Annotated in this window: 19 protein-coding genes; 6 read left to right on the top strand and 13 right to left on the bottom strand. The window is 52.2% G+C overall.

Annotated features, from left to right (window positions below; translation table 11 throughout):
- Window positions 1–30: 30 nt before the first annotated feature.
- Genes HMPREF2891_RS03895 through HMPREF2891_RS03860 form a run of 8 tightly spaced genes read right to left on the bottom strand, consistent with a single transcriptional unit; the run spans window position 31 to window position 10,556 of the window.
- The gene (locus HMPREF2891_RS03895; RefSeq protein ID WP_070621199.1) at window positions 31–924 is read right to left on the bottom strand and encodes a glycosyltransferase family 2 protein; all 894 of its coding nucleotides are present in this window, start codon (window positions 922–924) and stop codon (window positions 31–33) included.
- On the bottom strand, window positions 921–2,576 hold the full coding sequence (locus HMPREF2891_RS03890; protein WP_070663930.1) for a glycosyltransferase: 1,656 nt from the start codon (window positions 2,574–2,576) through the stop codon (window positions 921–923). The genes HMPREF2891_RS03895 and HMPREF2891_RS03890 overlap by 4 nt, the downstream gene beginning before the upstream one ends.
- On the bottom strand, window positions 2,563–3,324 hold the full coding sequence (locus HMPREF2891_RS03885) for an ABC transporter ATP-binding protein (protein ID WP_070663929.1): 762 nt from the start codon (window positions 3,322–3,324) through the stop codon (window positions 2,563–2,565). The genes HMPREF2891_RS03890 and HMPREF2891_RS03885 overlap by 14 nt, the downstream gene beginning before the upstream one ends.
- The gene (locus HMPREF2891_RS03880; RefSeq protein ID WP_070663928.1) at window positions 3,324–4,187 is read right to left on the bottom strand and encodes an ABC transporter permease; all 864 of its coding nucleotides are present in this window, start codon (window positions 4,185–4,187) and stop codon (window positions 3,324–3,326) included. The genes HMPREF2891_RS03885 and HMPREF2891_RS03880 overlap by 1 nt, the downstream gene beginning before the upstream one ends.
- An 8-nt stretch (window positions 4,188–4,195) precedes the next feature.
- On the bottom strand, window positions 4,196–5,362 hold the full coding sequence (glf, locus tag HMPREF2891_RS03875) for a UDP-galactopyranose mutase (protein ID WP_070663927.1): 1,167 nt from the start codon (window positions 5,360–5,362) through the stop codon (window positions 4,196–4,198).
- A gap of 40 nt (window positions 5,363–5,402) precedes the next feature.
- Window positions 5,403–7,199 (bottom strand): glycosyltransferase, encoded by a 1,797-nt coding sequence (locus tag HMPREF2891_RS03870; RefSeq protein WP_070663926.1) that lies wholly within the window; start codon window positions 7,197–7,199, stop codon window positions 5,403–5,405.
- A 33-nt stretch (window positions 7,200–7,232) separates the two neighbouring features.
- A complete protein-coding gene (locus HMPREF2891_RS03865) occupies window positions 7,233–9,254 on the bottom strand; it encodes a DUF6541 family protein (protein WP_148131708.1) in 2,022 nt (673 codons plus the stop codon).
- Window positions 9,255–9,257: 3 nt separating this feature from the next.
- The gene (locus tag HMPREF2891_RS03860) at window positions 9,258–10,556 is read right to left on the bottom strand and encodes a nucleotide sugar dehydrogenase (RefSeq protein WP_070664246.1); all 1,299 of its coding nucleotides are present in this window, start codon (window positions 10,554–10,556) and stop codon (window positions 9,258–9,260) included.
- A 209-nt stretch (window positions 10,557–10,765) separates the two neighbouring features.
- Here HMPREF2891_RS03860 and wecB point away from each other — a divergent pair, with 209 nt between their 5' ends.
- The 5 genes from wecB (at window position 10,766) to HMPREF2891_RS03835 (ending at window position 17,978) form a co-directional block, all read left to right on the top strand.
- Window positions 10,766–11,839 carry a non-hydrolyzing UDP-N-acetylglucosamine 2-epimerase gene (wecB, locus tag HMPREF2891_RS03855; RefSeq protein WP_070663924.1) on the top strand — a complete coding sequence of 358 codons (1,074 nt, stop codon included), beginning with the start codon at window positions 10,766–10,768 and terminating at the stop codon, window positions 11,837–11,839.
- Window positions 11,840–11,984: 145 nt separating this feature from the next.
- Complete coding sequence (locus HMPREF2891_RS03850; protein WP_222566258.1) at window positions 11,985–14,114, top strand: acyltransferase family protein; 2,130 nt, start codon at window positions 11,985–11,987, stop codon at window positions 14,112–14,114.
- A gap of 65 nt (window positions 14,115–14,179) precedes the next feature.
- Entirely contained in the window at window positions 14,180–15,718 is a 1,539-nt protein-coding gene (locus tag HMPREF2891_RS03845; RefSeq protein WP_222566257.1) for a hypothetical protein, read from the top strand.
- A gap of 22 nt (window positions 15,719–15,740) precedes the next feature.
- Window positions 15,741–16,700, top strand: a complete 960-nt coding sequence (locus tag HMPREF2891_RS03840) for a glycosyltransferase family 2 protein (protein WP_070663921.1) — start codon at window positions 15,741–15,743, stop codon at window positions 16,698–16,700.
- A 318-nt stretch (window positions 16,701–17,018) separates the two neighbouring features.
- On the top strand, window positions 17,019–17,978 hold the full coding sequence (locus tag HMPREF2891_RS03835; protein ID WP_148131706.1) for a glycosyltransferase: 960 nt from the start codon (window positions 17,019–17,021) through the stop codon (window positions 17,976–17,978).
- 34 nt (window positions 17,979–18,012) lie between these two features.
- Here the strand turns inward: HMPREF2891_RS03835 and HMPREF2891_RS03830 are convergent, their stop codons facing one another.
- Genes HMPREF2891_RS03830 through HMPREF2891_RS03815 form a run of 4 tightly spaced genes read right to left on the bottom strand, consistent with a single transcriptional unit; the run spans window position 18,013 to window position 23,557 of the window.
- Window positions 18,013–20,088: a DUF6541 family protein gene (locus HMPREF2891_RS03830; protein ID WP_070663919.1), complete on the bottom strand. Its 2,076-nt coding sequence runs from the start codon at window positions 20,086–20,088 to the stop codon at window positions 18,013–18,015.
- A 4-nt stretch (window positions 20,089–20,092) separates the two neighbouring features.
- Window positions 20,093–21,325: a glycosyltransferase gene (locus HMPREF2891_RS03825; RefSeq protein ID WP_070663918.1), complete on the bottom strand. Its 1,233-nt coding sequence runs from the start codon at window positions 21,323–21,325 to the stop codon at window positions 20,093–20,095.
- 9 nt (window positions 21,326–21,334) lie between these two features.
- Window positions 21,335–22,483, bottom strand: coding sequence for a glycosyltransferase (locus tag HMPREF2891_RS03820; protein WP_070663917.1), 1,149 nt, complete (start codon window positions 22,481–22,483; stop codon window positions 21,335–21,337).
- A gap of 3 nt (window positions 22,484–22,486) precedes the next feature.
- Entirely contained in the window at window positions 22,487–23,557 is a 1,071-nt protein-coding gene (locus HMPREF2891_RS03815; protein WP_070663916.1) for a glycosyltransferase, read from the bottom strand.
- A gap of 147 nt (window positions 23,558–23,704) precedes the next feature.
- On the opposite strand from HMPREF2891_RS03815, the gene HMPREF2891_RS03810 reads away from it, so the two are divergent.
- Window positions 23,705–25,288 (top strand): asparagine synthase-related protein, encoded by a 1,584-nt coding sequence (locus HMPREF2891_RS03810; RefSeq protein ID WP_070663915.1) that lies wholly within the window; start codon window positions 23,705–23,707, stop codon window positions 25,286–25,288.
- On the opposite strand, the gene HMPREF2891_RS03805 is transcribed toward HMPREF2891_RS03810, so the two are convergent.
- Window positions 25,285–26,565, bottom strand: a complete 1,281-nt coding sequence (locus HMPREF2891_RS03805; RefSeq protein WP_070664244.1) for a lipopolysaccharide biosynthesis protein — start codon at window positions 26,563–26,565, stop codon at window positions 25,285–25,287. The two genes, HMPREF2891_RS03810 and HMPREF2891_RS03805, sit on opposite strands and share 4 nt — an antisense overlap.
- Window positions 26,566–26,594: the final 29 nt, after the last annotated feature.

Below are 26,594 nucleotides of genomic sequence, written 5' to 3'. Positions count from 1 at the left end.
GAACTGGCTACGGCTTCGCATATGACCTAGCTAAATGTCAGCTACGGTCCGCTTACGCGGATGGAACACCAGTCCTTTCAGGCCGGCCTTCACGAGGCGAAGCTTGAGCGGCAGCGGAATCTGGCGGCCTCGCATTTGTTTCAGCATGCTCTCCCCAATCTGGGCGACCATGGCAGGGTTTCGTAGCGACCATGCGGCCGACACTTGGTTGCGCACACCGTATTCGAACTTCCAAATGTTCGATTCGTTGACCTGCCCGTAGTTCACGCCCAAGTTCTCTGCCAACAGGTGATCAACCTTCGAGCTGGGCACGTAAATGCCAGGACGGAACTTAGACAGACGCGTGGTGTACTCGGAGTCGTCGTACCAGATGAAGTACTCGCGGTAAGGCAGGCCAACTTCCTCCACACCCTCACGCGTCACGAGGCAGGATACGAAAGAACACGACTTCACATCCACGTGGTTCTCCCCATCAATGAGGGGGCGCACCCAGTCCCACACGGTTTCAGGCGAGTTCATCTCACACATGCTGCCGTCCGTCCAAAGCACGCTAGAGCAGGCAAACGATGGCATCGCTCCACGGCGCTTTGTGGCAGCGTCAAGACCTGCGAGCAGTTCTTCTAAGGCTTCAGGCTGCGGAACCGTGTCGTCATCCATCAACCAGAACCCGTCAAAGCCGCGCTTGTATGCTTCTTCGATGCCAAGCGTGAAACCACCCGCACCTCCCGTATTGTTAACGGAGGTAATGACAGCGTGAGGACGCTTCCACTCGCGACCTAGCAGATACTCGCGCGTGTCGTCAGTAGAGGCGTTGTTAATAACAAGGATTTTGTCAACAGGCCGGGTTTGGGCCTCCAGTCCCGCGATTGTCTTCTCTAACAGCTCACGGCGATTGAATGTAACAACTACAGCTGCGACTTTCACTTCGCTTCCCTGCTTTCTTGCGCGTCGAGTTCCCTCATGATTTGCGCGTAGTGGTTTTCAAAGAATGTTGTTGCTGACTCTAGGCTACGAAGACTGTCGAGTCGGCTACGCTGCTCTGTAGCCAGTCTACGCACGAACTCGGCGTCGGATACCAGGCGCGGGAACAGGTGCCTGGCCGCTTTGAAGAATGCGATAGGCTCGCGTGGAAGTAGCGCGCCCCGAGCGATGACGGTCTGCTGTGATCCAACATCGGTAGATACCACCAGAACGCCGGCCGCGTCTGCCTCGATTGTAGTTAGAGTTAGGCCCTCATTTTCAGACGTGATTACGAGGACATCGATATCGTCAAAAAAGTCTGCAACCGGCCCCCAAGGGCGACGCTCAATGGCGGCATCGAGGCGCATACGGCGGATTTGTTTCGATACGATCTCTTCGAGTTCGCCATCGCCCTGCATAACAAACTCGAACTGCCCGGGATAGCGTTTGTTCAGGTATGCGGCGAGCGCAACGAACAGAACAGGCCTCTTTTGCGGAGATAGGCGGCCCAAGAATCCGAGGCGAAGCGGACGGTTTGTTGGCAACTCAACTGACCGCGGCTGAGCCTGATCAGAGGTGAATGTCGTGAGCGGACGGTATACGACATTCGCCGAGTCGACACCGCCCTCACGGTATAGGCGTTGCAACTGCGGGGAGATCACGTGATGCAGAGCCACGTATGCTCGCGCACCGATCGAGGCTGACACGAAGCCGCCACCTCGGTGCTCAGAAATATGCGTGCTGTCTTCAATGCACACGCCCGGGTAAAGGGACTTCACCAGCGGAATCATACTGTAGGCAAAAATCGAGTGGTGAATGTGGATGCGGCCGGGCCTATGCGTAGCCATGATTTCAGTGACGAGGGCCGGCCAGTTGCGCCGCGGCACAGCCTGGTCAATCAGGTAGACAAACCGCGACATTGACGAGGCGAGATTGAGTTGCCGCTGGGGCGCACACCGGTCAAAAGTGAAGATCAGGTTGAATCCGGCGGCTTTGGCGATGCGGGCCTGCTCCCACGCCCAGGCTTCTGCTCCCCCGGACTCCGCCCAGTGCATGGCGATCCACATGGTTTTCGAGTTGAGGTCTCCTCCGGCCTCACCCGCACGCGTCATAGCTGGCAAAACCTGCGGCTTGCGGCCGCGCCCGTGCGTGTTGCGATACTGGCGATACACGTCGAGCGTGAGGGGCGCCGCGTGGTAGACCTTCGTGTAGGTCTTCGCAACGAGTGCGGCCAGCTTGGAAGTATTGAGCTCCATCTTGAAGTTAGCTGGCTTGCCTACTAGCTCCGCGGTAGGCACTGCCATCATGATGCGTTCAAGCGGAACGTCGGTTCTGCTTTGTGCGGTGATGACGCCCACCTCAGCGCCATCCTCGTAAACATGTTCGAAGGGTTTTTGAAGCTCAGCCGGGTTGGACATGGGCTCCACATTTCGACAACTGAGGACAACCTCAATCCGTTCGTGAAGTAAAAGCAAGGGGCGAAGCGCACTCTCAATCCATGCATCATCGAGCCGGCTGAGGATGTTCTCACCCTCTTCGCTGAGCATCACGGTGAACTTGTATGCGGGGAAAACGTCGGCTAGCCGCGCTGCTAGCTCCTCGCTATTTTTGCTCACTACGCATCCTTTCAATCGCTTCGTCCACGGTGCCATCGACAACAATTCTGCCTTTTTCAAGCAAGATGCCGCGGTCACAGATATCTGCAATCATGTCGAGGTCGTGGCTAACAATCACAAGAGTGGTGCCAGCGGCTTTCATTTCTTGCACGCGGGCGAGACACTTACGTTGGAACGGTTCGTCACCAACCGCGAGGATCTCATCCACGAGGAAAATGTCCGGGTCGGTATGCACAGCAACGGAGAATGCCAGGCGCAGGAACATGCCGGAGGAATAGAACTTAACCTCGGTGTCAATGAACTTCTCGATTTCCGAGAATGCCACAATCTCGTCGAATGCGTCCTCAACTTCCTTCTTAGACATGCCGAGGATAGCGCCGTTCAAGTACACGTTCTCGCGGCCCGTGAGGTCGGGGTGGAAACCTGCTCCCACCTCGATCAGACCCGCTACCTTACCGCGCACGCCAACGTAGCCGGAGTCCTCGCGTAGCACGCCAGAGATCAACTTCAAACAGGTGGATTTACCCGAACCGTTATAGCCGAGTAATGCAACCGTGTCCCCCTCGTTCACGGTAAAAGACACGTCGTCGAGTGCGCGGAACCGTTCTGAAATCTCAGAGCGTCGCCCAGTCATGGACCAGACGAGGGTTTCTTTCAGCGTGTGGGTGCGTCGGATAATGAACTCTTTGCGAACGTTCTCGACCTTCACCACAGGGCGCGGCTTGTGACTGTTATTCTCCGTAGCCATCAGAGCTCCTGCGCAAAACGCGGGTCGAGTTTTCTAAACACAATTTCGCCAACCAGTAGCGTCATAATCGCGGACACACCCGCAATGATGCCCCACATGAACATGTCCGGAGGCCGTGTAGCCGCCTCTTGCATCATCGTTGGCTCCCAAAAAACGATGTGGAACATTTCCACGATAGGGGTTAGAGGGTTCAGCTGATAAAGCCTCCACAGCCAACCATCGCCGAGGAAGTTGTAAACCATCTCCCACTTGTACAGCACTGGCGACGCCCATGTAGTGACCATGAGGATGAGTTCAACGAAGTTTTCAGCATCTCGATAGAACACGTTCAACGCCCCCATCAAAAGCCCGACGCCAAGGCCGAAGATGGTGAGAACTAAGAACACGTAGATGAAGAGCCCCAGTTCTACGAGGCCGGGCCTCCACCCGAAAATGAGGGCGCCGGTCGCGAGGATTACCAGCTGCGGCACAAAGTGCACGAATGCAACCCACGTGGATGCTACCGGGAAAAGCTCGCGCGGCAGGTAGATCTTCTTAACTAATGGAGTGTTCCAAACTACCGAACGAGTGTCGTTGTTGAATATCTCAGCAAAGTAGTTCATCGCAACAACGCCGGCAAACATGTAGATCACGTAGTTTTCAATGGCGCGATCCATGCCCATGAACTTGCCAATGGCCAGGTAGAACACGAGGAACTGAACTGCGGGTTTCGCGTAGCTCCACAGCATTCCCAGCACGGAACCGCGATAGCGTACCCGCAACTCCTTGTGCACCAGAAGAGAAGCGAGGAAACGCTTATCGAATACTTCCAGTAGTCCTCGTGACCGTCCAGGCCTTACGAACTCGTCAGTGGAATTGGTCAAACCGGCTCCTAGTTTTCACCGTCAAACAGTGGAGCAAGCTGGTTGTCCCACATCGATAGCGCGGAGGCAATAGCCATGTGCATGTCCAGGTATTTGTAGGTACCCAGGCGGCCTCCGAAGAACACCTTATCTTCGCTTTCCATTAGCTCGCGGTAGCGGGCCAGGCGCTCGCGGTCCTCGTCTGTATTGACCGGGTAGTACGGTTCGTCGTCGCGGCTTGCAAAACGCGAGTATTCGCGGGCAATAACGGTCTTGTCGGCGGGATATTGTTTTTCTCGCTCGGGATGGAAGTGACGGAACTCGTGAATGCGAGTGTAGGGAACGTCCTCGTCTCCATAGTTCATGACGGAGGTTCCTTGGAAGTCGCCCGTGTTTACGACGTCTATTTCGAAGTCGAGTGTGCGCCAGGTGAGTTCGCCTTCGCGATAATCGAAGTAGCGGTCGAGCGGGCCCGTGTACACTACAGGAACCTTGCCAACCACCTTGTCTTTAGACAGCTCGTGGGAGTTGTCAAAGAAATCGGTATCGCGGAAGACATCGATGAGGTCGTGGTCTGCCATACGTTCCAGCCAAGCAGCATAGCCGTCAGTGGGTAGGCCTTCATAAGTATCGGAGAAGTATTTGTCGTTGTACGTGTAGCGCACGGGTAGGCGCGAAACAATGGAGGCTGGCAACTTCTTCGGATCGGTCTGCCACTGTTTCGCCGTGTATCCCTTGAAAAAGGCCTCAAACAAGGGGCGTCCCACCAGGGAAATGCCCTTGGATTCAAAATCTTTAACGTCTGAGTCTGCAACTTCAGCGGACTGCTCTTTAACTAGTGCGCGCGCTTCATCGGGAGTGTATGCAGCGCGGAAGAATTGGTTGATCGTGCCCAGGTTTACAGGCATTGAGTACACCTGACCGCCAACTGTGGTTTTCACGTGGTGAACGTAGTTTGTGAATGAGGTGAAGCGGTTGACATACTCCCACACCCGCTCGTTAGACGTGTGGAATAGGTGGGCGCCATACTTGTGTACTTCAATACCGGTTTCAGGGTCGGCCTCGGAATAGGCGTTACCGCCGATGTGGCTGCGGCGTTCCAAAAGCGCAACTTTGAGGCCGCGTTCTTCTGCGCATTGGCGCGCAATTGTTAGGCCGAAAAGGCCGGATCCTACAACTACAACGTCATATTTCAAGGCATGCTCCTATTTCTTGGCGTAGATACGCTCTTTTAGTTTAGCCGCGTCGGAACCATGAGAGGGTGCCAACCCCCTGATATAGGGTTTTTCGCATGGTGGTGGGAATGAGGCGGTAGCCAGCGCGAATCACCACGTTGCGGGCGTATTGTGCGGGCGTGACAAAGCCGATGCGTAGGAGGTTGCGTTGCAGTTCGAGTTCAGAGTCGAACAGGTCGCACCCTCCCCTGCGTGCGTATGCGCCGGCCCCGACTCGGTAGGCGACGAGGGGTTCTTCGATGTTGGCAGTGCGCGCTCCGGATGCGATCATGCGGGCGAACAGCCAGTAGTCTTCCATTCGGTCAAGGTGCTGATAGCCACCTGCGCGTTCTAGGGCGCTTTTGCGCATAACCACTGTTGGGTGGTTGAACGGATCGCGGAACCTTGCTGTTTTGGCTATGTCTTGATGCTTGGCGGGTAGCACGCGGATCATGCCCCATTGGGTTTCGTCACGCTCGAACTCGGCTATGGCGGACCCAATAAGGTCACGTCCACGCATGAGTGGAAGTTGCTTGGTGAAACGCTGTGGCAGTGACACGTCGTCGGCGTCGGCTCGCGCAATGATTTCGTGTTTGGCAACTTTGAGACCGGCTTCGAGAGCGCAGGCGAGCCCTTGATTTTCAGTCAAACGCACGACGTCAATGTGCTGACCAGCGATGTCGCTGGCCCTATTGATGGCTTCTTGTAACTCGTCTGGTACGGGCCCGTCTTGCACGAGGACTACCTGGTCTGGTTTTAACTCCTGTTCACGAGTGATTGATACGAGCGCGCGTTCAAACTGCTCGGGATCATCGCCCGCGTACACGGATGTGAGCACGGTGAATGGCTCGTACTCGCCTGCAAGAACTTGGTGCCCGGCGTCTTCAAGCGCTTCAACGTCCTTCGCTACGGGGGTGTGAGCGAGGATTTCTGCGGTGGTGCGCGGCGGCTTCGTTCCCTGCTTTATGCCTTCTCTAGCGAAGCCAAGTAGTGCTTTCGGATTGGCCGAGTTCTTCACGGTCAGGCCCCAACGCAGCACAGATTTGCCGCCATATAGAGCTTTTTCAACTGGATTGAGCGCATTCGAGCGCGTGTACATCCACAGCTTGTTTCGCACTTCGTTTACAAAGCGCGGGCCGGGGTCAGCCGAGGAATCTCCAAATTTCTTGGTCTTGTGGACTACCACGGAGTAGGGCACGTATAGGCCGATCCGGTGGCGTAGTAGCCGCGCGGTGTATTCGAAGTCGTCATTCCACAGGAAATAGTCGGCTTTCGGTAGGCCGTCTTCTTCGATGGCGCGCCGGTCGATCATGATTGACACGAAGGAGGCCGTACGGATAGGAATCGTGTCGATTTCTTCTGCTCTACGAGCAAGTTTTGGATCGAGCAGGGGGCGAGGGCGTGGACGGTTCATCGGGTGTTCCCGCCCGTCGGTCCAAATGGCTTTGGAGGCGAGGATAGCTGGCTGGCCCGGATACCTGCGGCGTGCTTCGAGAAGGCCGGCGAGGGCCGTCTGGGTGGGAACCGTGTCGTCATCCATGATCCACACAAGGTCTGCATCCCACTGGTTTACGGCGCGTGCTATGCCCGCGGCGAATCCTCCGGCCCCACCAAGATTTTCGGGCATGGTGAGAACTTCATCCACTATCTCGTGTTCCTCCGCGATGACGCGCGAGTTGTCGGTGGAAGCGTTATCTATAACGACCACGGCCTCGGGTGCCCGAGTTTGGCAGGCAAGCCCGTTTAATGTTTGGATCATAAGATCCTGGCGATTCCACGCCACTACTACCGCCACAACGCGGGGCTTGGTGGTTTTCACCTTTCTCCTTTGCTGATCCAAGTCTGGTTAGTCTTACTGGGCATTATCGCACGTGGTGATTTCGTATAGTGCGGCTCCCCCACCTTCAGTTATAAGTTTGAATACTCCGGCATAGTCGTGGGCAACTTCCAGACCGGCATATTTTGTGCCAACTGGGTTTTCTGGCCAGTAGATGATGTTGTCGGTGTAGAAGTAGCGGATGTGGTTGCGTTCCAGCAGAGCACAAATTTCCGGATCGGATTGGGTAGATAGTTCGAAGTGCAGACCGATTGAAAGAGCATCGTTACTCCATTGGCCTTCAACATGTCGGTATAGGACGTCGAGTCCAGTAAGTGCGTAGAGGAGCGGCAAGCCGGTGCGTGGATCCCCAACGATTGTGCCCCCTTCGCGAACATATTCCGGAAGTGTTTGCATGAAGCGCAGCTCTTCGGGGCTCACCAAACCGTTGAGGCCAGATTCGTTTTTGAACTCGTAGTTCAGGTGCAGTTGGGAGGATCCAGAGTAGTATCCCAAGTTGTTCGTGCCTACGACTAGACCAGCGACCATGACGACTACTAGGCCCGCGCGAGCCTGTGCTTTTTGTCCAATTTGACCGGCGAAGCGCGCAACGGTGTTGAAGATGAACCACGTGCCAATGCCCGCGATCGGGGCACCGAACAGCGGGACGATGGCGCCGAGGCGCACGGGATCGGAGTACCAGGGGCTCACAAGGGCGTAGCCGGGAATGTTGACCACTGCGGACGCTACGAACAGGTAGCTACCTATCCCGTAGGTGAATACCAGCCACCGCATGTGGGGCACGGTAAGCGCGACGATACCGCCGATGATAGTGAGAATGCCGAGCGCCCAGTCTATGTATGCGTCGCCGTATCCCATCCAAGAGAGTTGGGATTCGAAGATGACGCCAAATGATTCGCGTTTGAAACTTCCGATGGGTTCGCGTGCCCAGTTGGTCACGGTTTGCCAGGCTGGGTGGCTCATAGCGAGGTATAGGACGCCGGCGAGTCCAACCACGCCCGTGATGAATGTAGCTAACTGTCCCGTGTTGAGTTTTATCGTGCGAGCAATCAAGCGGATTATAAGGTCGATCGAGAGCGTGATGATGGCGACTATAGATACGAAGATTCCGGTTGGGTGAATGATCGCGATTCCGGTAGCGCCAAGCAGACCGATAAAGGAGGTGCGTAGCGACATGGGTTTTTGGTTGGTGCGTCCAAACCAGTCTGCGAGCGCAATGATTATTAGGGGAATAAGGGCGTAAGCATAGACGGTTGGCCAGAGCACGCCGTACGACGCGGGACGTTCCGGGAATGATGAGAAAGTGGCAGCGAGCAGGGCTGTAAAGATTGGCAGTGCTGGAGATTTGGGCAGAAAAATGGAGCTGAGCTGGGCAACCGCTAGTGGCCAGAGGATGCATGAGATAACGATGACTGCCGCGTTGGTGGAGACGATGATATTGGTGTCCCCCACCATGGTGAGTGCAACGAGATCGTGAAATCCTGCTGGATAAAATCCGCCGCTATTGGCGCGTGACTGGTCTAGTGAGGTGGCAACAGCGGACAGGTTGAGGGCCGAACCATTGCCCGTTTGGAGGATCCAGCGGATTGCTGACAGGTGGAACATGCCGTCCCAGGTTTGGGTTGGGTATTCGGGCCTGCCGATACCTCTGATGAAGGCGCCCACGGTGAAGGGAAGCGTGATGGACATGCCCGCGATGGCTGGCCAGATTGCAGGATTAGCGGGGATCTTGCGCGTAGTTTGTGGTGATTGCGGCGAATGAGAACCTGCGCGCGGCCGGGTTAAGTATTCAATTAGATACGCGAGGGTAGCAATAACTACCGTTGCCCCTAGGTACAGGGGCCAGCCCCAGCGTACGCCGATGAGTGGACCAAATACAGCGGCTATCCCCATGACACCCGCGGAGGCTAGGGGCGCGAATGTGATGGCACGCCACTTACCTGGACGTAGAGCCGAAGTTACCACTAATCCCGGCCCCCACAGTGCCGCGACTGTGAGTAGGGCCGGGATCAGAGCTGGAATCCAGGCGTTGATCAAGGTTTAGCCTTGAGCGTCACCGATTACGAGGCGTGACGTGCCCTTCCATAGTTGCGGGTCGGTTACGCGGCGTCCGTCGAATAGAACTTTGATGCCCGGTAGGTCTGCGGGCGTGATGGTTTTGTATTCGGGGTGGTCTGCCTGCACGATGGCGGCGTCAACGGGCTCGCCGAGATTGTAGGATTCCCAGCCGAAGCCAGCGAGTTCTTCAGCGGTGAACATCGGGTCGTGTACAAGCACTTTCGCGCCGCGCTTGCGCAGTTCATCAACCGTCGCAAAAACGCCAGAGAACGCGGTTTCCTTCACCTTGCCGCGGTAGGAGGCGCCAAGTACCACAACTGTCATATTTTCGAGGCCACCAAGCACGCTCTCGAGGCGTTTAACGGAGTATTCCGGCATGGATGCGTTGAATGTGCGCGCGGTGCGCACGATGGAGGCGTCCGGGTCGGTGGATAGGTACAGGCGTGGGTAGACCGGAATGCAGTGTCCACCAACGGCAATGCCGGGGCGGTGGATGTGCGAGTAGGGCTGGGAGTTGGAGGCGTCAATGACTGCCTGCACGTCGATGCCCTGCTGGTCTGCAAATACTGCGAACTGGTTTGCCAGGCCGATGTTAACGTCCCTGTACGTGGTTTCAGCGAGCTTTGCCATTTCTGCAGCTTCAGCGGAGCCGAGGTCCCACACGCCGTTGGGGCGATCTAGGTCGACACGCTCATCGAATTGGAGAACTGATTCGTAGAACTCAATTGCCTTCTTAGTGCCTTCGGCGCTTAGGCCACCAACGAGCTTGGGGTAGCGGCGTAGGTCTGCGAATACGCGGCCGGTGAGTACACGTTCTGGAGAGAATACGAGGTGGAAGTCCTTGCCTTCTTTAAGGCCAGAGATTTCTTCGATCATTGGCCTCCAGCGGCCGCGCGTGGTGCCGACTGGGAGCGTGGTTTCGTAGGAAATGAGCGTGCCGGGCGTGAGGTTTTCTGCCAAAGACTTGGTGGCGGCGTCCATCCAGCCGAAGTCCGGCTCCCAAGTTTCGTCGTTAACGAAGAGGGGAACTACGAGCACAATCGCGTCCGCGCCCGGGATTGCGTCGGAGTAGTCGGTGGTAGCCCGTAGCTTTCCTGCGGGGACGAGCTGTGAGAGCTTTTCTTGTAGGTGCGCCTCGCCGGGGAACGGCTCTTTGGCATCGTTGATCATTTGAACGGTCTTTTCGTTCACGTCAACGCCGATTACCTCATGGCCAGAATCTGCGAACTGTACGGCCAGGGGCAATCCGATCTTTCCCATGGCAACTACGGCGATACGCATGCGCTTCTCCATTTCAAAGATTTTCAAGAATAAACCAAAGCTAGTTTAACACTGCGCCCCGCACCGCCTGGTGTCTTATTGCGCATCCCACCCCTCTTCGTACTGGGAGAATCTGTTGCGTCACAACTCGTGTGATGCACGGCCACGGGGCCCGAATAAGCTGCGCAAGTGAAATCCCTATGCGTGCGCGTCTTGTATAAGATTGGGGCATGAAAATCATGTCTGTGGTGGGCGCGCGCCCTCAGTTTGTGAAACTAGCCCCGATTGCTCACGCCTGTGAGCGGGCTGGGGTGAAGCATGTCATTGTTCACACTGGTCAGCATTACGATCCGATGCTGTCGGATGTGTTCTTTGAGGAGCTGAACATTCCTGCTCCCGATGAGCATCTTGGGGTTGGTTCTGGTTCGCATGGTGTGCAGACCGGCGCGATGCTAGCTGCAATGGATGAAGTGATCTTGACGCATGAGCCCGATTGGGTGCTGGTGTATGGCGACACGAATTCCACTCTTGCCGCTGCGCTATCTGCGGTGAAGCTTCACTTCCCTATTGCCCATCTTGAGGCTGGTTTGCGCTCGTTTAATCGACAGATGCCAGAAGAAATTAACCGCGTGCTCACTGATCATACCGCGGATCTGCTGCTTGCCCCCACCGAGGTTGGGGCGAAGCACCTTGCCGATGAGGGGCTAGCTGACCGCACCGTGGTTGTGGGCGACGTGATGACGGATGTGCTGATGGAAACCCGCGCTAAGGTTGCGGACAAGCCGAGCCTAATCATGCAAGAGTTTGGTTTTGCTGAGGGCGAGTATTCATTGGCCACGATCCACCGCCCCGCTAACACGGATACGAAAGAACAGCTGGAGGCAGTGCTTGATTCGCTAGGCGAGGTGGATCACCCGGTAGTTATTCTGGCGCATCCTCGCCTTGTAGCAAAGGCTCAGGAACACGGTTTAACCATTGCGCGAGGGAACCTAAAAGTTCACGCTCCCCTCGCCTACCCGGATTTGGTTGCGTCGACGATGCATGCTCGCGGTGTGATTACAGATTCGGGTGGTTTGCAAAAGGAGGCGTTCCTGCTACGCACGCCTTGCACAACGGTTCGCCCGCAAACTGAGTGGGTAGAAACTGTTGAAGTTGGCTGGAATGTGCTCGTAGATGCTGGCGCGAAGCTAGTTGAAGCCGCGTCCCGTCCACGCCCGGCCAATACTGATGTCGCCCCGTACGGTGATGGCCACGCAGCCGAGCGCGTAGTCGAAGTGCTGTTGGAGCAGACCGCGAACAAGTAGGAAAGCATTGCGGCATTCAAACACCATTTGACTATGTGCCCGCGCCGACTCCCGTTTGGAAGTGGGTTACGCGAAATCGATTTGCCTCTTTACGAGTAGTCGCTACACTCGCGGGTAGCATTCTCGAGATTTGATGGGATTTGTTGTGCTTGCGACGGCTACGAAGTCTGAGTCTAAAAGGGCGATTGATTGCTCGAAATCTTTTTCGGACAACCGCAAGTGGCGGGATGAGCTCCACGGCATTCGTGGAATCGCCATTTTATTGGTTGTTACCTTCCATATTTTTGGTAACGGTCGTGTCTCTGGCGGCATCGACATATTTCTTGCAATAACCGGATTCTTAGCCATCCCCTCGCTATACAGGCGCGCGATCGCAGGAGGCGGGTTCATTCCGTTAACGTCTCGTTTCGGGGGACTAGCGAGGCGACTGTTGATACCCCTAGTTCCAGTACTGATTTTCATCGCGGTTGTAGGATCTTTCGTTCTTCCACAAGCTTTCCAACCACAGATGTTCATCGAGCTACGAGCATCTGCCCTGTTCGCTGAGAACATTGAACTAGTAAGGTCACAACTCACCTACGACGCGGCTGGCCCTGCAACTTCAGCGCTACAACACTTATGGTCTACCTCCATTCAGGTGCAGTTCCATATTTTGATGCCATTCGTGTTCATGCTTCTAACAGTCCCGCTGGTAAAACACGGACGAAATCCACGCCAAGCATTGATGGTTTTCCTGTCCTTAATCACGGTTGCTTCGTTCCTCTATGCGTGGTGGAACCAAGGAGTTAACCAGCCAGCAAACTATTTCTCTTCCATCTCGAGGTTGTGGGAGCTCACGCTCCCCGGCATTCTTGGCCTGACCATTTCCAAGTTCAAATTTAACGCCGCGACAAGGGCATTCATGACCTGGATTGGCTTACTCATGTTGCTTTCCACCGGGTTTTTCTTTGACGGCGCATCCGTATTCCCCGGCCCACAAGCACTCCTACCAGTAGGTGGCCTTTTACTGTTCCTCACGGGCGGAAAAAGCTACACAAGGTGGGGTGCGGACAACCTTGTCAAAATCCCTCAAATCAAGTTCTTGGCAGATATTTCCTACTCGCTCTACCTCTGGCACTGGCCGGTACTCATCTTCTACCTGAACTACTTCGCCAAGCAAAAACTCGGTGCTCTGGATGCCCTAGCCGTGTTCACAGTAAGCATTGCCCTGGGAACAATGGGCAAGAAACTATTCGAAGACCGAGTGGCCTCCCTGAACGTCCTAAAGAACAACAACATCGCAGTCCTCCTCGCCATAGTCATCATGCTCACCACCGCAGGAACGTTTCATTGGAAAGCACAGACGAGCCAAACGGAACTAGATCACCGCAAATCTTCATTCCACAACGCCTCGTATACAGTGACGCAATTCCCCGGAGCAATGGCTTTGACAAGCGGAATTGACGCATCACCAACAACGCCGCTACCAGATACTGACATTGCTTTAGTTGAAATACCTGACGTGTACCATTTCGCCCCAGGTAATTCGGATGAATGGAGCACGTGTGTTCCCTCTGCTAGCTCCGAACGGACGTTTCCAACAACCTGCGAATTCGGCTCTGATACCGCAGAAAGAACTGTTGTTCTAACCGGGGGTTCCCACATTGGACAGTGGTGGCCGGCGTTTGAAGGCATGGCAAGCGATTATGATTGGGACTTAATACTCGTTGAACGTAGCGAGTGCCAACTTGGGTTAGACCAAGACATTCATGAACCCGATTTAAATATCAGCGGATACTGCATGAGATGGAATGATGAGGCTGTGTCCTACATTCGTGACGAAATTCGACCAGACCTCGTCATCACGCTTGGGACAACAATGCAATTCGGGCAACCAGAAGCCGTAAACGCAAGTCAACAAGCAGCGTGGGAGCAGCTAGAAGGAATTCCGCTTCTGCTGCTACGTGACAACCCTGTGTTATATGAAAAACCAACCGAATGTCTCCAGCAACGCGCTGACATCAAAAATCCCGAAACCTATACACAGTGCACATTGAATCGGGATGACTATGGATACTCAAACAAATTTGATGATGCACATCATGCCGAGCATCCAACTAATAGCTACTACGTTAATACGGCCGCCATTCTCACCGTTGATGACACAATTCCTCCGGTAATCGGTAATGTGCTTGTATGGCGCGATAGCAACCACGTTACAAGTCTCTATTCACGAAGTGCTAGAGAGTTCTTTGAACGAGCTTTGAGCGAGTTTCAGCCCGGACTACTGAGATAGCAATTATTGAAAGTTTTCAAATGATATTAACGCCTGCATCGAAGCACCCTAGAAATCAGACGGTTATGAACCCCGTCAAGGACTTTCGCATGAATCCCTTTGCTACTTCTGAAAGAGGCTTGCTGAAAGCATTGGTGATTTCCACGATTCCGATTGCTTTATTCTTGCGCTATCTGTGGTCCCTTTCCTTAGGAAATGGCGATGAGCTATTCTTCTCAACAGCTGCAGGCACCTTCGACATTGGCCAGGGAACTTGGGCGCAGTGGAGCGATTTTTTCTATTGGTTGTGGTGGGAGCATACAGGTCGTACAGCAGACTGGATATCCGGCGCGATCTACCTTTTGGGCGATGGTGTTGGTCGCTGGCTTGCAAGCATTCTAGCTACCCTCAGCGCGGGAATCATAACATGGTGTTTATACAGGCTGTCCAAATATTTTGGATTAGCGCCCACTCCACCCGCGATCGCGGTCCCTGTCTCATTGCTGACACTTCTCTTTTCATACTCTGCCGCGGGCCTCACGCCACTAGTTAATTTGACATTTTATTCAGCTGCGGTCGCCAACTATTTCGTACCTGGCGCACTTATCTTTGCCGTGCTCACCATGGCGATGGTGAGTAACAAAACATCAACCCTGTATCTTGCCTCAATAATTGGTTCGATTACCGCAACAATGCACGAACAGGCAGCGATTATTCTCCTCGTTTTAGTAATTCTCCTTGTCGTGGCTGACCCACAGCGACGGCCTTTGCAACACAGGTTAATTAGCTCGCTTATTGTCCTTGCTGGCGTTGTAGAGATGTTCCTCTCGCCGGGATTACACGCAAAGTTAACTCGTGTTGCAGCTGCGCAACCCGAGGTTGTCACATCTGTACCGCACAAGATCTTAATCACCTTTTATACTTTTGGAGCCTATTACAGCATCATGGGGCTCCTAACATCTGCACTCGTAGTAGCGTACCTAGTGGCTTATATCTGCCAATCTCGACAAACCGTTTCGAGTTGGATCCTGATAGTAGTACTTGGAATCAGCACAACCGTTTGGCTGACAGGGATTCGCCAACTAGGGATAGAAAGCCCATTCTCCTCCCACACGTTAAACGGCCTTGCCTGCATAGTAATGGTTATTACCTGGCTGATTACCCCTCTGATTTCGAATTCGAACGCTGTTCGTTTCGGATCTGTTTTACTCATCGCGGCCGGAGGTAGCCTGGCTATTCCAGCTGCTGCAGGTCTCAGTGCAGTCAGAGTTCTGAACTTTCCAATCATCTTCCTAATGGGTTTTCAGCTTTGGACAATGCACCTTGGCGTACACGCCGCTACTACCAGCTCATTCAACAAAATGAACGTCAAACAGTTTTTGACAAGCGCTGCAATACCAACTGCTTTACTGGTTTTATCAATGCTTGCGATCATCAACACTACGATCGCATTCGAAGCAAATTCAAAGCCCGGACTGGAAGACCTGACGAAACAAGATATTGCCTGCAGTCAGGCTCGTTGTCCTGCCCAGGATCCACAGATACCATATCCGAAAGCATTTGCAGGTTATGGTAACCACGATTATGCCAGTACCCGCAGTGTCCTAGAATGGCTGGGACAGTAGTGTCGAGCCTTGGAGTCACCCAATGATCTCGCTTCCACGCTTAGCGATCGTCGTGCCTTGTTACAACGAGGAATCTGTACTTCCCATCACGATACCAATCTTTTTGGATGTGCTGAACGAACTAGTACGGGAACAGCTAGTTGCACAGAATTCAGCAATTGTGTTGGTGGACGATGGGTCCCAAGATACAACTTGGCAGATTATTGTTGATCTGGCGAAGAACAATAGACAGATCATGGGACTTCGTCAAAGCCGCAACCGAGGCCATCAGAGCACTGTCCTCGCTGGTCTGATGGAATGTAGCGAAACGTTTGACGTGACGATTTCGATCGACGCGGATGGACAAGATGATCCAAACGCAATGATCGAAATGATGCAGGCGTTCCACGATGGTTTTGACGTGGTCTACGGGATTCGCAACGATCGCCAAAGCGATTCTTTCTTCAAACGTTTTACTGCCGAACGCTTCTACAAATTTCTTAATGCCATGGGGGTCGAAGCACACCACAATCATGCAGACTACCGGCTAATGTCATCGAAAGTATTGAAAGAGTTCGCTCATTTTGAAGAGGTAAACCTATTCTTGCGCGGATTGGTTCCCCTCGTTGGGTTCAATAGCACCAGTGTCTACTATTCACGAGCAAAGCGTATGGCAGGGGAAAGCCATTACCCCCTTGGAAAAATGATTCACCTGGCAGTTGACGGTATCACTAGCCTAAGTGTCAAACCAATACGCATGATTAGTGGCTTGGGGGCATTGTTTGCGCTGTCTGCATTCGTACTCATGTTGTGGAGCATCGGCACACAGCTTTGGGGAAGTACAGTTCCTGGCTGGGCCAGCACAGTCTCAATCGTCGCATTCATGGGTGGAGTCCAGCTCTTATCACTAGGCGTGATCGGCGAGTATGTTGGGAAAATATATCTTGAGACTAAACGTCGCCCTAGGTACATCATCAGTGAAAGAACACAATCTACTGAATGAGTTTTAGACGCGCGTACTCGACATGTTCCCGTTTGTACGTCTCGTTTGTTGGAGCCTGGATTCATTCCACCAACTCACTCATTCAGCCGTTGTGCTCTCCACCTAAATAACATCGCTCCGTCACTGGGTTAAGTGGGTTTGATATATCAGGAGCCATTGTTGTTGTCATCCAGGCCATTGTCTAAGGAGTTATCAGCTCACCCTCCAAGGGGTGTGTCAACAGGAGTTGCTTTGTTGAAATGAAAACTATTTGCCTCGAACAAGGTTAGACTTAGTGATCTGGTAGAGCATCCATTGTTGACCGTAATGAGGTTTTGAGTGTATTCGTCGCAAACCCGTGTTTTGCATGTCAATAAGATCGCCGGTGTCCCTGAAACGCTCGTTGCTGAAGCCCAACTCGAAAGCTTGCCTTGGGCATTAAAAGAAATACCTTCTGGCAGTGGAAAAATGTCAACTGTTCTGAAGCGAAGGTTTGACGACCTTTTGAACTGGCCAAGGATAAAAGCTCAAGCAGATATTGTTCACGTTCATTACGCAACTAACGGATACTACGGTTGGAGCAGCAAACCTTTTGTACTACACGTGCATGGCTCAGACATTCGCCTGGACTGGCACAAGCCCGGACTGCGTGAAGTGATCACACGATCATTAAAGAGAGCGGACGTAGTCCTATATTCAACGACTGACCTGTACGACCACATTAAAATGGTGCGGCCCGATGCCATCTGGTCACCGAATCCATTACCCCATGAGTTCCTAGAACTCCACCAAGCCACCGAACCAAACGCAAACGTGTTCTTTTCCTCTCGCTGGGATGAATCCAAAGGCCTTGATGTATTAATCCCCCTAGCGCACATCCTGGTTTCTCGCGGAATACGTGTTACCGGGCTTGATTGGGGCACTCATAAGCATCTTGCCAGGGCGGCAGGTGTTGAGCTGTACCCACTGATGAGCCGATCGGAATTCGCCCGCGTCTTGGCCTCAGCTGGAGTTGTGGTTGGTCAGCTCAAGTTCCCGGTACTTTCAATGACGGATTATCAGACATTGGCGCTAAACAGACCGTTAATTTGTGCAGCCAGTATCGAAAACCCTCCGGCTAGTACGGTCACCACAGGCAACGAAGTAGGACTGGCACGAGATCCTAACTTAATTGCAGATGAGACTATGCGTTTGCTGGCTGAAGAAAACCCTAGAACAACTCGCCAGTGGGTGTTGGAACGTCACCATCCGCAGATTTGTGTTAAATACTTAGAAGACATATACACCAGTATCCTGTGACGTCTGCTAGCACAAGTGGCGAGCAATTTTTAGACTATTCGAGGCACGCAGTTGCACCAGAATCTACAACGCATGTAGTGGCTGTACGTTGCATTAGATTTGTAGTGGGCCGCAACTCGGGGGATTTGCAGATCGTTATTTTATATAAAGTAGCGCTCCCCCCTGAATCCACGATTTCGAATCCCTTGTCAACTGCAACATCGTACAATCCAGGTCTCATGACATTTGTGAAACCCCCGTTGTAGTAGGTTGGAGCATCAGAATAATAGTATTCAATACCATGTTCCTCTAGAATGTCGCAGATCTGCGCGTTGTAGTCGATCTGGTTGAAGTGTTTTAAGAGCATGGCATCGTCTTCATTCAGAGGCTGGTTGGGATATGGCCAAACCACGTGAATGTTCGACATTGTCTGAATGAGGGTTGTGCCTGAGGCCGGATCTCCGAGCACATACGCCTCAGCAGGAAGTGTTTCTTGGGTTCTCTTGATCATCGCCAACTCGTCCTTGTCGGCCAGAAACCTAACATCGTCCTTTTGTGGATGGAAAGAGCGAGAAATGTCAAGAATGGTTCCAGGAGAGATCCAAGCGTATGCAAGAGTTGTAGCGGTCAAGACCGCAACCCATTCATGCCAAGACCTCAACGCACTCAGGCGAGCTGAAACCCACGTCCATATGGTATTCGCCAAAATCGCTATTAGCGGGACAACAAAGATAGCGATTGCCATTTTGGGGCGGTCAGGATTGTTGTAATACAAGCTGGTGATTCTCCCGACCACTGGAATCGGAAAGAAACTTGCAAGGATTAATATCCACTGCGACAACCATCCGGAAACGACGACCCATCGCCGCTGTTTGACAGAAACGACCAGCGCGGCAACCACAGCTAGAAACACAAAACCATAAAAGGCGAGTGTGATTATTCCTCCGCGCGGCATAAACAAGGACACACTAGCGAACAGTTTCTGCGGCGCATTATCCCAGCCTACCTGCGGTAGACGATGGAATAGCACCCGCCTTGCTAATGTCGGCCCCTCTATGACGAACACTGCCACAGCAAGCAAAGAAAGCGCTGTCGCAAAATATTTAACTGCCGTACTAAACCTGTTCTGCTTATAAAGCTTGGCTCCAACTCGAATCAATTCGAAGACTAGATATACAAAGAATGCGAAAAGGGGCGGCAAGAGAGTAGATGGATGGATCCCTACTAATCCAATCACTGGGAGTGCCGTTACGATTCCCAAGATGAATAGGCTTTTTAATATAGTCAAAGGATCGGATTCTCGACGGATGTGGCGGATCGCGTAATACCAAACTGCCATGATTCCTGGAAGCACTACCATACCGAGTACAAACGGCCAAAGTGTTGTTGAGAACTGTAACCTCAACAAAGCTACAGGTACTAATGCAGACCCTAAAAAGCTCCACTCATAGAGCTCACGTTTTCCGCCTACAGCCACACTCCATACCCCAGCCCCGATTAACCATATGAGCGGAGTGATCAGCAACAAGGTGTTCACAGCAATGTACGCTTCACTCGGGCCCGCTGTGACAAGACTCAGCAATGCGTGCCAAGTGTTTGGATAATACCAGCCAGCTGGGTTAAGCCCCGCCATAGTCGCATTTGCTGTTAGCGGATATGCATCTGCGGTCTGTTCCATGAGCCAAAGCTGATTGTAGTGGTAGCTCACATCACCGCCTTGGATAGGATCAAGCGGATTCGAACTAATCAAGATAGGAACGACAACTATGAACCACACGAAAATGGTGAGGAAGACCCGGATAAGAGAGGTCTTCGCCATCTTTTCGCGTCTGGGCATGGTATTAGCGACGAATCTGACCCAACTCGTCCGGCTAACAAAAAAAGCAAGAATCCCGAGCACGATCGTGTACCCAATAAAGGGTACCAGCCCCCAAGGAATCGCAAGCACATGTGCTAGAACAGTCCAAGTTGCTACGATTCCGGCAGACCAAGCAGGTGCCTGCGCGAATCGTATCCCTACCGGGTTGCTGGCAAACAAAATCGAAGTTATCAGTAGTCCCGGGATAAAAAAGATTGCGATTATCGACAATGCCAGCGGCATTACATGTGCCCAACCGATTATCGATTCCATGTACTCATCCGATCAATCTACTATCTTTTTTCTTTAACCTGTCAAAGATGTATTGTGCAACTTGGAGCCCCGTGGATTCCATAGACCTGTTGTCTTTGACCCACTGGTGTAATGCTTCCTTATCCCAAAGGTCCTCATCTGCGTTGCTGTACTGACTCAGCAGCTCTTCCATAGCCTTTGCAACCGACTTTTCATCATAAGGGACACTCCGCCCCAAGTTATAATCAAGAATGTCATCATTAGCGGGCCCAGCTCCTGCATAAATAACAGGCGTGCCACATGACAATGAGGTAAGCACTTTCGTTGGATAAGCGAAGTCATACCCAATCCCAGGTTGGATCGAAACACAACTTGCAAGTGCCTGTCTTTGCCAACGAGCTGCCAAAGAAGCAGAAACAGTTGAGTGAACAAGCAGCGGAGAGTAATCCTTGCCTCGATCACGCGCGACACGCTCCAAACGTTCAGCGATTTGTTTTAGCGCTGGTATCGAATCACCTCGCGTGAGGTACAGGAGCTGAGCGTCGCCCTCATACGTATCCCATAACCGTTCAAAGGCCTTAGCAAAAAGGTCAGCGCCTTGCCATTGCGAAGCAGTCCCAGCGTAAATAAAGAAAGGCTCTCGCACGCCCATAGCTTCAAGTTCGTCCGCATAGAGAGGTTCTACATATGGGTTAAAGATCTTAGTATCTGCCCCGTTAGGAACCACTTCTACTGACCGCGCCCCCATGTCAATTACACGTTGAGCAACACCGTCCGACACCGCGATGCAACCATCAGCACCTCTGATCGCGAATTTTTCTAATCCTCGTACCACTTTTTTCACGACGTTAGGAACGTCCATTCCATCGGTAGCATCGGACCACACGTCCGCTGCATACCAAAAGTATGGAATTCTTCGGATTGTACTAGCGACACGCATAACTGCCCCTGTTGTCGGAGGAGGCTCAACAAGTAGAAAATCCACTCGGGGCGAGGTAAGTACACGAACAAAGGCTTGAAGGTCAAATGATGCATAAGATGCATATCCTTTGATATACCCCTCTGAATCACGTAAAACCGGAACGCGAACCACCTTCCGATCCGACTTCACTTCAATCCCAGGGGGAGGATTTGTAGTCAAAACACTAATGTCAACCCCACCCCGCAAGAGAGCTTCCCTTACAGCATCTAGGCGAAGCGATGCAGCAGATGCTTCTGGAGAGAAGATCCGACTAACGATCATTCCGGTAAGTAGCATTGTTTCCCCTCATTCATCTGAGAATCTGGCTATCGCAGACCTGTAGATATCTTCATGCTTTTTCACAAAAGTAGCTGAAGAGAATCTATCTCGCGCAATCTCACGGATCACCGTCGGCTCCCAAATACCTGGGTTACTTGCCACCATCTTCATCGCTTCTGCGAGTGCGTCAAAATCATCAACAGGAACTACTATGCCCGTATTTGGCCGCGTCATATGCAATCCACCAAACGTCGCTGTAGCAATGATTGGAATTCCGAGGCTCTGCGATTCGGCAAACACCGTGCCTCCCGCCTCTTTACTAGACGCAAGGACGAGAGTGTCATATCCCGCAAGGACAGTGGGGAGCGTTTCACGATCGACCTGGCCCAAAAAGTGCACGGCATCAATTAGCCTGCGTCCCCTAGCAAACTCTGCGAGCTCCATGATCCTATCCGGCGTGCCCCCGATAATGTCTAAGCTCGTGTTTGGAAACTCAGCGTGAGTTTTTCCGAACGCCTCAATAGTTTGCTCAACCCGCTTATTGTCGTCTAAATGCGAAATATGAACAAATCGAACTATTTCACTCTCGTTGCTCACCAAGGGCATTTCAAAAAAAGCATCGGGAACAGGAAGGCTAACTACGCCGAAATCTACGTCGTACTTTCTTCTAAGTTCTTTTGAAAACTCTTGCGAAACTGAGAGTCTAAAATCAGCAGACCTGACAGCCTGATAAATCTGAGCAAACCGCGCTGTGGTTTCAGATGCTTCTAGTGTTGACGGTCTGTGTTCTGTAAGACCGTAAGGAATGTTCCAGACGCTCGCTAAGTGTCGAGCGACAAGAATACCTGGAAACACAGAGTGCGCGTGAATGATGTCTGGCGTTCCCCACCGCTTGACATAGGTTTGCCCGAAGTGGCGAGCATAAGCCTCAATTATTGCCCTATCCCCGCGAATGATTCCCTTAGGAATCATCGGAAAGGAGTTTGCAACCAAACGGTCAGCCCCGTTGACTACCGTCTTCGAAGGTCGCCACTGCCAAAAGCTTTTCGCAGACAAAGCACAAACTCCGACTTCATGTCCAGCTCCACGCAGAATCGCTACCTGATCTTTGAAGAATGTGCCGTTGAACGGAAACTCTGGCGTCGGATACCAGGAAGGAGTCCATAATACGTGCATGGTCTAATCCTCTACTAGCAATCTCTTCACCTCAGCGGCACGCGCTTCCCAACTGTGCCCATGTCGATCACATTGCACCTGTTCGGCCTTTCTAGAAATCTCATCTGGGTTTAATTCCAAGCGTTTCAGCAACTCTATAATCTGTTCACTATCGTTTGGGACAACCCATCCCCAATCATTCTCCTTAACGATGCGCGAAGTCAGTGTTCCATCCGTTGCAATGATAGGTTTGCCTCGGCCAACGTATTCAAACAGCTTAACCGGGACAGCAAATGACCAATAGTGGCTTGGATCAACAGCTATGGCCGCAACATTTGCCCAATCGTAATACTCATCCAATTGTTTACCGCTGGCGTGAACTACACGAACGTTTGAGACCGAGATGTCATATTCATCCTTGACGCCTTCCCAAAGATCCTTGCCCGTACAAACCGTCAGTTCAATGTTTGGCAACGAGCTAACAGCTTTCACTAACTCGTGTAACTTGTAGTGAGCTCCAATACCGCCTACGTAAAACAATCGAAGCGGGGACGGTGGCACAGGCGAATCCACTATTTCACCGCCTGGCGGAAGTGCCTTAACCTTCGGAATACGCAGCTGTGCGATCTCGGCGGCCATTTCTAGCGAAGGCACAAAAATGACGTTTGCGAAACGCCTATACATCGCCAACTCGTACTTGTACAAGATCCGCATCGCGACACCGAGTGGTCTGCCAACCCTCTCAATATATTCGTCATAAACCCAGTACAAATCCCTATAAAAGACTGATACCGGGACTTCATTCTTGCGTAAGAAAGCAAAAATCTCAGCGTCTAAAAACATATGCGGAAAATGTGAAGCATCCCCGATCATTGCCGGAATAGTCGCCGACTCAGAATAAGCAAATTCAAACTGCTCTCCTGCTCTTATCATCGCTTTAAGCTTGTTAAACTTTTGTCTTCTTTGCGCGCTACTACCGGTTAGGTCAAACACCTCATAGCCAAGCGCTTCAAATGCCTCATACATTCGCACCGGACGTAATGCAGAGGCAGCAGCCGCTCGCGAATTCAGACTAAACGCAGCATGAAAGATCATTCTGGGCACGTTCTACACCTTCCCTAATGCGTACACAAGCATAAAATCTAGAGCCAGTCTATAGTGCACAGCACCACGCGCTGAATATTCCCACTTGTCAGCTCAGCTCACTAAAATGAGAACGAAGACGATGATGGAGCAAACCTGATGATTATTGCGGATGAAGAAAAGTGGACAAAACACCAGCTATCAATTGGGCACGTTTGGTGGCGTAACTCTTTAGGCATCCCGCCCGTGGACACTGCAACCACGTCCGTAACTGACTGGGCAAGATTACAGCCCGGCAATTGGGGCGCGATTATTCAACAAGGGAACCAGGTGTTCGCTTGCACAGATGGGCCTCGCTCCTACCCACTTCTCTATACGCGAGTAGACGGCGAGCTGGTTTTATCCTCTACCCCCAACGAGCTCCTCGCCAAGTTAGCTGCCCCTACCAGGAACCACTCAGCGGCAGAAGAGTTTCGGCACCTCGGATATGTCACAGGTACTGACACTCTAGTAGACGGCGTTTCTACCGTTCCTGCGGGAAGCGCTGTCACATTCGATGCAGACGCCACAACTTCAACTTCATCTCATACCGGTGCTTTCAAACATGAACTGCTTGACGTCCCTACCGAAGCGCATTTGCAGTCATTTTACGAAACACTACTTGAACTAACTAACAATATGGTCGTAAACAGCAACGGCCATCAAATCCTCATCCCCCTATCGGGAGGAGCCGACTCGCGTCTTATCCTGACACTTTTACGAGAAGTCGACGCGAAGAACGTCTTGACGTTCACTTACGGGGTAGGCAAATCCGAAGAAGGAGGCATTTCACAAAGCGTTGCGAATGGTTTGGGATTTGACTGGAAATACATCCAACTCGACCCCACCGCCGTTCATGATCGTTGGTACCGTCACGATACGACCAAGTTCTTGCAAGATACCTGGAGCGCCAATGCACTGCCCCATATCCAAGACTGGTTCGCGCTACAAGAATTATCGGAGGATCAGGACGTAGACGAGCGGGCCGTAATATCGCCCGGCCACACAGTAGTTGGCAACGAACACGACTCATGGTCTTTCGCTCCCGAAGTCCCTATCAGGCATCACGAGATGGCACGCATCATCAGCCATCACCATTTCATTTTGCAAGGCAACCCAAATTTCGCGCTCCGAAATAGGTACGCCCTTGAAAAACTGGAACAATTCTTAGACACATATTGGGCAGACTCTAATCCAAATATGCGAGCTCACGTACTCGCCCAGTACAACATCCTAGAAAGACAAGCCAAATACATTAACAACTCCGTGCGCGCCTACGAGCACTTCGGTTTCCAATGGGCGATGCCCATGCTCGAGACACCCGCATATGATTCATGGTTCTCAGTGCCAGCACGAACCTGGGGAATTGATCGAGCACCATATATTAAGTTCACCAATGACAAGTATCAAGAAATCGCTGGCATTGAACTCCCCAACTACCTTTCACCTGCAGAAAAACTCAACCCGACCTTCAAAAACCGGATCAAGAAGGTTTCAGACATGCTGGGAGTAACACACGCGATCAATCGCTCCTTCGGAATCAAGGCTTCCCTTAATCACCCGATGGCTTTTCAGGCTCTGGCAGGTAACCTAAGTAAGTCCCAGCTGGCACGGCAACTCATATCCGGCAAAGAGCTACTGGGAGTTTACGCGAACCTTTTCCTGGACGGAGATTGGGTGCCAGAAGGTGACATCGTTCCCTAACTAGAAACAGATTTGTCAAAACGCTTCGCTGCGAAAACAGACATTACGATCATTGCCACCAAGAAAGCAGCCATGATCAGGCCCAACACGTAAACCGTTTCCAATAACGGGTATGGGGACGCCACCAGCCAACCAAGCGGAGCGATCGTGTAGAGAATCGCGTAAACGAGCAACCAATGTTGGGTGCCGGTGACAACAAACATCGTCGAAATTGGCGAGGTGATGAGTAGCATCGCCATCCATGGGATAAGGGCACGTGCAAAATAACCAGACTGGCTAAAATCTGCTCCAAACAAAATTGGTAGCAGCCACGGCGCTATCAGCCACAGCAGGGCGAATGGAACAACTCCAATCAAAATTGCGCGTTTGATTACGTTCTTCACTTCCGGCGACATTTGGCCCGGCTCGATCGTAGAGAGCTTTTGGAAGAACACCTGTGAAACAGCCGAATTAATCAGGATTACAGGTACATTTACCACCTGGTTTGCGATGTTGTACTCGCCAAAATCGCCAATGGAGACTCTGCCAATAAGCAGATTAATACCATTGATTCTCACCGCATCAATCAGCACATTCGGGCCATTCAGTACAGGCATCTTCCAATGTTTGCGGGCAAGCTGACGCATGGGGCGAGCCCCGGATACATCTAGCGTGCGCAGATCCTTAGCTCGGATCCCAAGGTTAAAGAAGGCATATGCCTGCCCTACAATCTGGCCACCCACCAGACCGGGAAGAGTATGAACTCCTGCCCATCCAAAAACCACCTGACCGCTACTGGTTCCAACCTGTTGCACCACACGGTTTTTCGCAATGGTCTTGTAATCAGTTTTCCGGTTATACCAATACTGAAACAGAGTTGCCCCCGCCATAAAAAATGTGGTCAGGCCGGCCAGCGGCATCCAATTTGCAACCGATTCAGAATAAATATCGGCCACCACATCGCGCAGAGGAAACGCCAAAACCGTTATTACTAGAGAGTTGATCGCGATCAGACGCAGCGCCAGCATGGCAACTACTTTCGCGTCACGATCATCCTTCTCAAGCATTAACGCCATGTCATAGCGCCCGGCAGCAATCGCAACTGCAATGGCAACTATCGAATTGAAAGTGCCCAACTCGCCAATAGTTTCACGCCCATAAAGCCGGGTAATGATCATCATCATGAAGAAGACAATCACCTGGGCAAGCGCCGTACCTGTCACAAGCGTCAAGACGTGGCGAAGGAACGGAGAAGAAGCCGCGACACTCTTCACATACGCAATAGTCCGGTCGAACAACAACTCCCCCTAACAAAACTCAAAGATAA

This window comes from Actinomyces sp. HMSC065F11 (assembly GCF_001813085.1).
In the GTDB taxonomy this organism is placed as follows: domain Bacteria; phylum Actinomycetota; class Actinomycetes; order Actinomycetales; family Actinomycetaceae; genus Gleimia; species Gleimia europaea.
This window is presented reverse-complemented; position numbering and strand designations above follow the sequence as displayed.